Genomic DNA, 11,302 nt, shown 5'->3' with positions numbered 1-11,302 from the left:
GCCCATCGAAAGTTGCTGAATGTCTATATTATCCCTGATTCCTGTTTCATTTCACCAAAAAGGGTTTCATTTTTCTGAAATAGGGATGTGCCTGCTGCGGTACTAAAAAAGATGTTCTAATGAAAGCATTGAAATTTTGGAATTGACAAAATATTGTGGTGGGCCTAACCGGATTCGAACCGGTGATCGCTCGGTTATGAGCCGAGCGCTCTAACCAGACTAAGCTATAGGCCCATAGAAAATGATGAAAGGAGCGCCGCCAACAGGGCTCGAACCTGTGACATTCTGGTTAACAGCCAGACACTCTACCAACTGAGTTATGGCGGCACATTGCATGCGACTTGTCGCGAGCGCTTCTAATGCATCAATCTGATTTAAACTTTTTGTTTGACGCCGGCAAAAAAGGGGTTACATCAGAGGATTTTACAGGTAACCCCCATATTTACCGGAGATAGGAATGGATGCACCACAGTATTCACATTTGTTATCCTCTGTCAGATGACTTTCTTCCACATCAAAAACACCCCTTCCTATAATCATATTACCGCAGGAAGGGCAGAACGTATGCTCATATTTAGAGGACAAAACATTGCCCAGATATACATATTCCAGTCCTTCCTTAGTTGCTATTTCATAGGCCTGGTCTAGAGTCTCAACAGGTGTTGGAGAAACATTCTGGAGTTTATAGTTTGGATGAAAACGTGTGAAATGAACCGGTGTTTCTTTACCCAGGTTTTCCACTATCCATCGGCAAACATCCCTCAATTCATCCCTTGAATCATTGAATGTGGGAATCACCAGATACACCACTTCCACATGCATTCCCAGTTCACGGGCCAGTTTGGCTGAATCGAGAACGGGTTGCAAATGAGCAGAAGTGAGTTCATGATAGAATTTTTCTGTAAACGCCTTGATATCAACCCGGAAAGCATCCAGATAAGGGGCTATATGCTTCAATGCTTCCGGTGTGATATAGCCGTTTGTCACATAAACCGTAGCCAGACCTGCCTCTTTAGCAAGCTTTGCACTGTCATAGGTATATTCGTACCATATAGTCGGTTCATTGTAGGTCCAGGCAATACTCTTGCAATCTGCTGCAAGAGCTCGATCGATTGCCTGCTCAGGGGTAATTTCCACCGATTGTGCTTCGTCCAGGTTAACCTGCGATATGGTCCAGTTCTGGCAATATTTACAGCGGAAATTACAGCCAATGGTTCCAAGTGAATAGGAGTAAGTGCCCGGATAGAAATGGAATAAGGGCTTCTTTTCGATAGGATCAACGGCTTCACTTGAAACCGTATTATAGATCAGGCTATACAGTTTCCCTTCCTTATTCTGTCGCACCCTGCAAATACCGGTTTTACCTTCTGCTATACGACACCTGTGATTACATAAATTGCAACGTACCTTTTTATCCTCAAGTTGCTCATAGAACATAGCTTCTTTTAACAAACTTATACCCCCGTTTAACTGGGTACTTTGAATGATAAAAAACTATCTGCCAATAGATTAGAATGTTCCAACCCTTGCATCCACTGTTGCCTTGTTAAGATGAAAATCGATATTGCTATCTGATGAATTTAAATTGAAGATTACATAATCTTCGCCTTCATCAACATTATAGTCGCTTGGGTAAGCAAGATCTTCACTTTTAGCAGAGTCATTGAGATATTTTGCCCATGCTGAAGGATAACTGGTATTCATAGAAATTGTAAGGTTGGTAAGAGACTCATTTTTAGTTGAATTAAACTCCTCAACCCAATCATTACCTGTAAGTTTAACTTCTTCAATACCGTTGCTGGTAATCACTACCCTATCCCCGGTAATTTCCATTAGCGTTAAATCAACTTTTAATAGGGTTCCAGATTGGTTTTTAATTGAAATGGACGGGTCCATTTTCATAAGGGATCTTTCCCTTTGTGACACGATCACAGCACCGTTTTCATAGGCAAAGGTTTGGTCAACGTAATAACCATTATTTGAAGCATAACGAATATTACCAGGAAAATAAGAATCAGAAATTACTAACTGATTTGTAGAATTTGTAGTATTCAATCCTTCAATACTGATCCTGAAATTATCATCATCATTCACCGACAGTACGCCACTTGATTTGGTGGGACCCACTATGGGAATATCTCCTCCTCCCATCTTAATGGGTATACTCAAAGAAACAGTGCTATCTTCATCAAGGGAACTGGCAAGGGAAAGCATATCGGCCCGGGCTTTTAACTGGGACATGTCATCATAGACATCATCCATATGGGCTTTTTCAGCATCTGCTTTCCATTCAGGTATGTAATGAGCATTAAAGACAGCCAGTACTGTCACAAAAAGGCCCAGTAAAAGGACAAATGAAACTACTGTTGATACTGCAGATTCGGATTTGAAAAACTGTTTCACTGAATTCATATAGTTCCATTACTCCTGCTTACATGTTTATCCTGTTTTAGATGAATTGTGTAAAGGTGATATAAGCTATCAATACCAGGAACAGTGAATGTTTCACGCCCGCCAAAACACTGCCAGACCCCATCTTCCCGGCAACCAGCCCGGAACACACGCCCTGTATAAGGGATGCATGGAAGAAAAGCAATATATAGGCATCCATGTCAAATTGAATATTCAAAGGCATGCCTGCCACTGCATCTCCCGCAGAAGAAGGTACTGCCGGAAGGAAGTAGGCAGCAAGCACATAAACAATGAAAAGAAACACCAGAAAAGCGATATAGACTATGAATACATATACTGTCATTTCAGCTGAGCGTTCCTTTTTGAGCTGATTCTGCATATCGGCTTCTGATGCAGCGATGTTGAGTACACTGATAACATCGCTTGTAGATTCGCTGGCCCGTATGATTAAAGTAATAATTCGGCTGTTAAATTCAGTCCTGACCCTGTATTCAAACTTTTTGAGAACTTCCTCAAGATTGCCACCCCAGGAAAGATGGGAAGCCATTCTTTTAATTTCTGTATTCAAGACTCCGATTTTTGAACGTGAAACCAGGGATATTGCGCTGGAGAGGCGAATTCCTGCTTCATTGATACTTGCAAGTCTTTTCAAGAATTCGGGCATTTCATTTTCAACTTTCAAAACCCATCTTCTCTTTGATTCATAAAATACAATAAAAGGAACACTTATGATAATAAATGCAAACACAATGTAATCATCGATTGCAGCAGCTGCCTCTACATTGATGTAACTTAAACTGATGCTTGAAAAATCGAGTGATGACAATATGGTCAGGTTTCCATATAATATGCAAATCAGACCTGCAGGAATACTCAATATTAAAGAATAATGAGGTTTACGGGTCAACCACTTAATAGGATTACTTACTTTATCAATAATGTTATATATCGTGCAGTTCCAGGAAATTTTTTTCAACATCTTTTCATCGATAGTTGTATATTCATTCACTCTGACATTATCAAATTCATTGAAAATTTGCTGTGAAGTTTGAATGCTTCTTCCTTCCAGGTTATCCGATATTGTGGATAAGAAAACTATGAATAAAACTGTGCCTATCGGTATGAGGACATAAACTAAAATGTACAGTACGTCTAATGAATTCGATCCCATAAAGCCCAATACGATAAGTATCGTTATGAGAAAAACAGGGCCCACTACGAATACTGTTACATAAACTTCCGCAAGTATTGCGAGTGTTTCAAGGAAGGTCTTCTGTTCCCTGATTGCAAGAAAACGATATTGTTCACTTTTATTTTTTAGATATGAAATAACATCTCCCCCACTGGAAATAATTGAGAGCATGCCATCCAGGAAATTCTTATATTTTTCAGAGGGAGAATTCTCTTTTGCATTTTTCAGTGCTGTGAGCATGTCATAGCCAAAGTATTCCATATCCCTGACTATGTATCCAAATTCATCTGCAGCGACTCCATAAATATGCCTCTGCTGGCTTAATGATTTAAATATATCAAAAAGACTCATCCCCCCACCTTTGCTCAATGCGTACAGGTATGCTACAGCGTGGGTTAATGATTGGTCAAGGTAAGCCTTGCGATTACTTGCCCAGAGGAGCGGGAGTTTCATCTGGATATTAAACAGAATCGTGGAAAATAAGAGGGCTATAATCATGGATGATAGAAGAGCAATTATGCGCATATCATCGATGATGGATAGATCAAGAATTTCGAAAAGGCGCGATGCAATAAAATAAAATATAATACCTGTGACGCAAAAAGAAATTAGGGAATAGAGATATCCTGTTGATATATACTGATCTGCAGGAATGGCAAAACGTGCACTTTTCAGGGAATGACATAATTTCGGATACTCATCTTTTTTTTGGAATGCGTGTTTACCGAATAACCTGTATGCAATATCCTGAAAAGGCATCATCAAAAATCACCTTTCCTGCTGCAGCAGGTCTACAAGAGCATCATTTTCAATTGCATCCAGCACGATTTCAGGAGATGTTGCATAGGTTTTCACCAGTAGTGAAATGCTTATGTAATCTCTGATGTCATGGTCCAGAAGATATTCCAGGATCATATGGCGATTCTGCGTTTCTTCCCGCAATTTATGGGCAGACCAACCTTTTTTCTGCACGATGAGTTTTAATACATTGGATTGCCCATTGTGTAAAAATTCATCTTTGGTAGAATCCCACTGGTATAATTCATTGATTCTTATATCTCCGCTCTTGGGATCAATTCCTGTAAATTCGACCAGGTTATCCAGTCTGCGTACTCTTTTATCATCCACGTATACCTGTCTTTGTATACAGAGGATGTCCAGGGACTGGAGCATTGCATGCGGTACATTGATAGGTTCATTTTCAAGTCTGTTAACCACTGTCTGCACATCCCCCGCATGTATTGTGGAATAGGTTGTATGCCCGGTTGAAAGGGCCTGGAAAAGTATAAGAGCTTCCTTGCCTCTGACTTCTCCTACAATCAGGGTTTCTGGTCTCTGGCGGAGAGCAGATTTGAGAAGGTCATACATTGAAACCTCTCCAGCTCCGCTTCTGCCTATAGAATCCCTGGTAACACTTGCTATCCAGTTGTCATGGTACATCATGATTTCCCTGGTATCCTCGATGGACACTATTTTGGAAAGCGGTGGCATGAACAATGAGATCGCGTTAAGCATTGTGGTTTTACCCGAAGCCGTTCCTCCTGCAAAAATGGCACTGAAACCGTTTTCAATTGCCAGCCAGAAGTATACCATCATTTCCAGATTACAGGTTCCGAAATTGATAAGATCTACAGGAGTAATCGGGTCTCCCCTGAACTTACGTATACTAAAAGAACTGCCCCTGGTAGTAATTTCCTTGCCCAGGGTAGCCTGCAGTCTCGATCCGTCGTTAAGAGTAGCATCAACAAGCGGTTCACTTACTGAGATGTGTTTTCCTGATCGCTGGCAGAGAGTAATCACAAAAGAGTTAAGTTTGTCTTCAGTATATGAAATATTTGTTTCGATATTCAGATATTTTCGGTGATAAAGATATATGGGAATATCTACCCCGTCACATGAAATATCTTCAATATCAGTATCCATCATAAGAGGATTGATTTTTCCAAATCCCAGAAAATTACGCCTCAGGTAGTAAAGGATCCTGTATTTAGAAGAAACCTCCAGCGGAATATGGTAACGTTTGAAAAGGGAAAGTGCCTTTGAAACAAGGATAATATCCCTGTCTGCATCGGCACACGGTGTTTCATCGATTGTGAGAACATCTTTCAGATCGCTATAGGTGCGCTCCAGAATATCTTTCTCATACACAGAAAGTGAAGGTTCCACAACCACATAACGGTATATACCCAGTCTTTTGAGAATGCTTACGAAGACATAGGGTTCATCAACCCAATAGCGTTCAATTTCCTCATATCCTCCTGGAATCTCAAAATCTACCAGGTCACCATGAATACCAGTCTCATAAGCAGGTAGTGTTTCAGGCTCTCCTTTCCAAAACTGTAATTTATGGAGAAAAGACCTGTTATATAGGCATGCCTGATTATAATCTTCTATCCTATGCGCCAAGTCTTTCATACCATTCTCCTTGAAAGAATAAAGTATAACTCAGGTTACAATTGGGAGAATAATATATATATAAATTTTCACAAAAATAGTGGTCAGTATTCTCTACTGACCATATAATCGGCAATTTCAATCAATGTTTCTTTAGCCGGAGAATCTTCCAGCAAACCAAGTTTGCTTTTACCATCCTCAAGATAGTTATCAGCCATTTCCCTGACATAGGCAAGGGTTCCTGATTCTTCCAGTTTTGCGACTGCACTGTCGATTTCATCCTGGGTAGCATCAGCTTTGCCAAAGCATTCCAGTTCAACGCCATTATTCAGGGCATGAAGTGCAATAAGGGTCTTTTTGCCTTCTTTCAGGTCACTACCTCTAGATTTACCCAGAATTTCCTCCGGAGTAACCAGATCAATAACATCATCATGTATCTGGAAACTGATGCCTGTAAGGCGGCCGAATTCGTACATTGCATCAGCAACTTCATCGGATGCTCCTCCAAGGATAGCACCCACTTTGGCAGCAGCACCATAAAGCACAGATGTTTTGTTTTCTATCATTTCCAGATATTCGGCCACATCCACAACATCCCTTTTTTCGAAATCAACATCCAGCCACTGCCCTTCACAGATTTCGGTACAGGTACGGGACAATAAGGCCACACATTTGAGTAATTTCTGTGGGTCGGCATCCATTTTCGAAATGATCTCAAAGGCACGGGAATAAAGGGTGTCACCGGCCAGAATTGCTCCTGCAGTACCCCATTTCACATGAAGTGCCGCCATTCCGCGGCGAATATCATCCCTATCCATAATGTCATCGTGTATAAGTGTGAAATTATGGATAAGTTCAAGGGCAACAGCAGCAGGAAGCACGGAATCAGAATCTCCACCCACTGCTTCAGCAGAAAGCATGAGGATTGCCGGGCGAAGTCTTTTCCCTCCGGCATCCGGAAGGTACCGCGTTGCACGGTACAATTCCTCCGGGTGGTCGATGGGCAAAAATTCCTCTATAGATTCATCGACCAGGGTACTGCGTTTTTTCAATTCATCAATTAAATCCATATTATCCCAACCAATTATGATTGCAGTTTTAATCTTCAAGATATAATTCTTCTCCGTTTCTCAATAGATGAAGTGTGTGACCAAGTTCATAGCCTGCATCTTCAGCCATTTCAATATAGGCACTGTGCATGTCGATGTTGCCGTGTGCAGGAATTACATTTTCAGGATTGACGAGTCTTATTAATTCCCAGTGGTCTTCACGGTATGCATGTCCGGAAACATGGACATTGTCATACAAACGTGCTCCTTTCATTTTGAGTTTTGTCTCAAGAGCATACCTGTTTGCCTGTGTCATCGGGGTAGGGATTGTGTTTGCTGAGAAAATTACCTTATCTCCGGATTCTATTTTATAGGCAGTATCACCATTGGCAACCCTGGAAAGAATTGCACCCGGTTCACCCTGGTGGCCTGTAACGATTGGGAGGTATTTGTCCTTACCTTTCTCCATTATCTTCTTGAATGCCTTGTCAATATCTTTGCGGTTACCGTATATTTCTGTTTTCTTCGGAAGTTCGATGTATCCCAGTTCACGGGCAGTATTCACATATCTGTCCATAGAGCGTCCAAGCAGGATTGGGGTCCTCTTCATTTCTGTTGCAAACTGCATTATAGAATTCAGACGGGCAATATGGGATGCGAAAGTGGTTATTATCATGCCCACATCGGATTCTTCCGTTCCAAGCAATACATCACGAACCATATCATGGGCTATTCTTTCGGAAGGGGTTTTACCTGCCCTTGTCGCATTTGTACTTTCGGCAATCATGGCCACAACACCTTCCTTGCCAAGTTCCCTTAACCTGTCAAATGCCGGAGGTTCTCCGAGGGTAGGTGTACGATCGAGTTTAAAATCGCATGCATACAAAATGGCACCCCTGGGAGTATGGACTGCAACGAATACCGCATCTATGATACTGTGCTGGGCCCTTATCATTTCGATTGAGACCTCATCACTAACCTGATATGTGCCGCCGGCCTTTACGGATATTATCCTGTTCTTCACTCCAAATTTGCGTTCAGAATCGATCTGGTGTTGTATCAGGGCAGAGGTGTACGGCGTTCCGATTATCGGAGCTGCATATCTGTGTGCCAGTTTTGAAATAGCACCTATGTGATCAAGGTGGCCGTGTGTGCAAACAATTGCACATACATTCCCGTCAATCTCTTTCATTATTGTGTCGTCAGGGATAGCACCCATCTCAATTAACTCAAGAGAATGCATTTTATCAATTTCTACGTCCTCATGGATTTGCACCCTATCCAGACGTAGTCCCATGTCAATTATGATGATCTTGTCATCAACTCTTATGGCAGTCATGTTACGGCCCATTTCATTGTAACCGCCTACTGCAACAATCCCTAGTTCTGTCATATATAGTCCTCTTTAATGATTTTCAATTTCTTAATTTAATGATCTTGATTCAGTAATAATCTCAAAGTAATTTAGAACGTAATTCAATATCGCGGATGTCAAAGCCTCGCTGGTCCAGGTATTCAAGGGTCTCACCCTGAAACACCACGGACGATGAGGTCCGCAGGCTTTCAATATCAGGACAGCCACAGAGGAACATTGCAACTTTCAGTTCCTCAAACATTAATTCAAGACGTTGTTTTACAGAATCCCCTTCTTTAAGGGCTGGGGCCACGAAAGGCAGGGCTGCACTGGCCAGGTTTGCTCCAATTGCAAGGGATTTGGCAATATCAAGTCCGGTACGTACGCCCCCTGTAGCTATGAGAGGAAGAGACACACGACATTCAATCAGGGAGGGGATAGTTGGAATTCCAAAATCCCAGAAAAGTTCTCCTAGATGGCCAGAAATACGGTCTCCTCTCTGTTTGGCACGATAAACTTCCACACCGGCCCAGCTGGTCCCACCGGCACCGCCCACATCGATAGCCGCTACTCCGGCTTCTTTCAATAGCAGGGCATCTTCCCGGGAAATACCTGCCCCGGTTTCTTTTACTATAATTGGTACATCGATTGAACATATCTCTTCGATTGCTCCAATACATCCGGTGGCATCCCTGTCACCTTCGGGTTGAATTGCTTCCTGAAGGAAATTCAAGTGTACAGCGAGGGCATCAGCATCAAGCATTTCAACAAGTTTTTCTGCACCTTCTATACCGTATTCCTTGACCTGGGCCGCTCCAATGTTACCATAAACAAAAGCATTAGGAGCCTTATCCCTTACTACACTGAATGATTCTTCCTGAACCGTATCTTCTATGGCAGCTCTCTGGCTTCCTACACCTATTCCAATACCGGTTTCTTCGGCGGCTTCTGCAAGTGCCGCATTTACCGGTGTCGTATCGGGATGGCCGCCTGTAATAGAGGCTATCATGAAAGGTGCATCCAGTTTTTTTCCCAGAAAACTCGTGGAAATATCCATTGAATCCATGTCCATCTCCGGGAGTGCACGGTGGACAAGTTTTACGTCCTTAAATCCTGGTCCGGCTTTTCTGGATTCAACCTGTTGCTGGGCACAAAGTTGCATATGTTCTAGTTTTCTGCTGGAAGTACTCATAAAAATCCCAATTATTCAAGCCTTGTCTTTAATTACAGTACCTATCATTTCCCCTCTCAGAAAACTCATTACATTACCGCATGCATTGGCATTGAAGATGTAAGAAGGTACTTTGGTTTGCCGGGACATCTCAAGCATCTCTTTTACCTTGCCCAGCATTCCGCCGGTTACATCGGTATTCTCCGATCCTCCTATATGCCTACTGGCAACTTCAAAATTATCCGGAGTAATTAGTGGAATGGGATGGCCATGTTCATCAAGTACGCCATCTTCTGCGCTTCCCACACCTATCCTGTATGCATTGAGTTTTGAAGCAAGATAAGGAACTATCTGATCCCCGGAGATTACTGAAGAACCTTTTATAGTGTCCATTACAACATCGCCATGAAGTACCGGTGTAATTCCTTTTTCAAGCATCATTTGCAGTGCAGGGAGGAATGATTCGGATATGCGCCCGTTCTTTGCTACAACACATCCCATGGGATGTACTCCTACTGCATTAACATTCCTTTGTGCAAGAGCATTTACAAACGATTCATTTAATGAGGCGACCGATCTGTGGGTGACTGCGGAGCCTTCCGCGGAAAATTTGTCTGCAAGGGCGTACCGTTGTGCCTGGGGATGGCCGAATGAACCGGCACCATGTACAATAATAAGACGACCTTCAAAGAAAGAAATTTCACGGGCAATTCGCATTATAGATTTTTCTTTGGCTACTCCTTCATCACTGCTCTTGTCCGTGATGACACTACCGCCGATTTTCAATACGGTAATATCGTTAGTTTTCTCATTCATTATCAAAATCCACCCTTACACCTGAATCCGTAACTCCTGTTACGATGGGGATTCCGCCGGCATTTTTGATCTCTCTGGATATGGCATCAATATTCTCATTTTCTGCAAGGGCAACCATACATCCACCGCCTCCTGCTCCGGTAATCTTGGCACCAAGTGCACCGGCAGTTCTGCTTGAGTGGATAAGTCTGGAAAGTTCATCACAACCCACACCGATTGCTTCAAGTAAACCCTGATTTACATTCATAAGTTCCCCAAGTGACCTGTAATCCTCATTTTCCAGAAGGCTTTCTCCTCTCAAAGACGCTTTTCCTATAGTAGAAAGAATGGGGGTGATAACTTCCGGATATATACTTTTAAGAGATGCGACTTTCGCTACAAGTTGTCCTGTGGAGGAAAACACATTGGTGTTACCTATTATCAGGTTACATAGGGGATTTTTCAGATGCTGTCGTGCAGGTATTGCAACGGTCCCACCCATTGTAGATACATAGGTGTCCGTAGCACTTGCAGCTCCCTGTATTTCTTTTTCGATTGAATGTCCAAAGGATGCTATGGATTCCTTATCCATTCCAAGTTTTAAAAGATTGTTAAAAGCACAAATCGTGGCCACAACTACCGCCGCAGAGGAGCCAAGCCCTGAGCCCACAGGGATATCCGATTCAATGGATATTGATACTCCTCTATATGGCGATTTTTTTCTTATTTTTTCCACAACGGCAGATACATAGGGATGAATTTCATAATCAATACCTGTAGTCCCAAGGGATGAATTGATCACAATATTTTCTGAATATTCAATATTTACCCTGGTACGAATATTTACAGCACAGCAAATAGCCGACTCATTATAAACGACGGCGTGTTCCCCAAAAAGGTACACCTTTGCCGGTGCTGAACAGGTTATCATATGA

General features: G+C 42.3%; 9 protein-coding genes and 2 tRNA genes. All 11 read right to left on the bottom strand.

Annotated elements, in window-relative coordinates; all coding sequences use genetic code 11:
* Positions 1-156: 156 nt before the first annotated feature.
* A tRNA-Ile gene (locus A9957_RS04525) sits at positions 157-234 on the bottom strand.
* A gap of 20 nt (positions 235-254) precedes the next feature.
* Positions 255-327, bottom strand: a tRNA-Asn gene (locus A9957_RS04520).
* 96 nt (positions 328-423) lie between these two features.
* Positions 424-1,452 carry an AmmeMemoRadiSam system radical SAM enzyme gene (amrS, locus tag A9957_RS04515; RefSeq protein WP_096712425.1) on the bottom strand — a complete coding sequence of 343 codons (1,029 nt, stop codon included), beginning with the start codon at positions 1,450-1,452 and terminating at the stop codon, positions 424-426.
* Positions 1,453-1,509: 57 nt separating this feature from the next.
* The gene (locus tag A9957_RS04510) at positions 1,510-2,412 is read right to left on the bottom strand and encodes a hypothetical protein (RefSeq protein ID WP_128754623.1); all 903 of its coding nucleotides are present in this window, start codon (positions 2,410-2,412) and stop codon (positions 1,510-1,512) included.
* Between the two features lie 37 nt (positions 2,413-2,449).
* Entirely contained in the window at positions 2,450-4,366 is a 1,917-nt protein-coding gene (locus A9957_RS04505; RefSeq protein ID WP_096712423.1) for a type II secretion system F family protein, read from the bottom strand.
* A 6-nt stretch (positions 4,367-4,372) separates the two neighbouring features.
* A complete protein-coding gene (locus tag A9957_RS04500; protein WP_292343316.1) occupies positions 4,373-6,019 on the bottom strand; it encodes a type II/IV secretion system ATPase subunit in 1,647 nt (548 codons plus the stop codon).
* A gap of 83 nt (positions 6,020-6,102) precedes the next feature.
* Positions 6,103-7,068: a polyprenyl synthetase family protein gene (locus A9957_RS04495; protein ID WP_292343318.1), complete on the bottom strand. Its 966-nt coding sequence runs from the start codon at positions 7,066-7,068 to the stop codon at positions 6,103-6,105.
* A gap of 28 nt (positions 7,069-7,096) precedes the next feature.
* Complete coding sequence (locus A9957_RS04490) at positions 7,097-8,440, bottom strand: RNase J family beta-CASP ribonuclease (protein WP_096712421.1); 1,344 nt, start codon at positions 8,438-8,440, stop codon at positions 7,097-7,099.
* A gap of 61 nt (positions 8,441-8,501) precedes the next feature.
* Complete coding sequence (fni, locus tag A9957_RS04485; protein ID WP_105460985.1) at positions 8,502-9,599, bottom strand: type 2 isopentenyl-diphosphate Delta-isomerase; 1,098 nt, start codon at positions 9,597-9,599, stop codon at positions 8,502-8,504.
* Positions 9,600-9,608: 9 nt separating this feature from the next.
* On the bottom strand, positions 9,609-10,388 hold the full coding sequence (locus A9957_RS04480; protein ID WP_292343315.1) for an isopentenyl phosphate kinase: 780 nt from the start codon (positions 10,386-10,388) through the stop codon (positions 9,609-9,611).
* Entirely contained in the window at positions 10,381-11,298 is a 918-nt protein-coding gene (locus tag A9957_RS04475) for a mevalonate kinase (protein WP_096712418.1), read from the bottom strand. Before A9957_RS04475 ends, A9957_RS04480 begins: the two co-directional genes overlap by 8 nt.
* Positions 11,299-11,302 lie beyond the last annotated feature (4 nt).

Source organism: Methanohalophilus sp. DAL1, from assembly GCF_001683555.1.
Taxonomy (GTDB): domain Archaea; phylum Halobacteriota; class Methanosarcinia; order Methanosarcinales; family Methanosarcinaceae; genus Methanohalophilus; species Methanohalophilus euhalobius.
This window is presented reverse-complemented; position numbering and strand designations above follow the sequence as displayed.

Excerpts from the sequence above, each read along its gene's own strand:
- A9957_RS04510 (WP_128754623.1), bottom strand. The coding sequence starts at position 2,412 with ATGAATTCAGTGAAACAGTTTTTCAAATCCGAATCTGCAGTATCAACA.
- A9957_RS04505 (WP_096712423.1), bottom strand. The coding sequence starts at position 4,366 with ATGATGCCTTTTCAGGATATTGCATACAGGTTATTCGGTAAACACGCA.
- A9957_RS04500 (WP_292343316.1), bottom strand. The coding sequence starts at position 6,019 with ATGAAAGACTTGGCGCATAGGATAGAAGATTATAATCAGGCATGCCTA.
- A9957_RS04495 (WP_292343318.1), bottom strand. The coding sequence starts at position 7,068 with ATGGATTTAATTGATGAATTGAAAAAACGCAGTACCCTGGTCGATGAA.
- A9957_RS04490 (WP_096712421.1), bottom strand. The coding sequence starts at position 8,440 with ATGACAGAACTAGGGATTGTTGCAGTAGGCGGTTACAATGAAATGGGC.
- A9957_RS04480 (WP_292343315.1), bottom strand. The coding sequence starts at position 10,388 with ATGAATGAGAAAACTAACGATATTACCGTATTGAAAATCGGCGGTAGT.
- A9957_RS04475 (WP_096712418.1), bottom strand. The coding sequence starts at position 11,298 with ATGATAACCTGTTCAGCACCGGCAAAGGTGTACCTTTTTGGGGAACAC.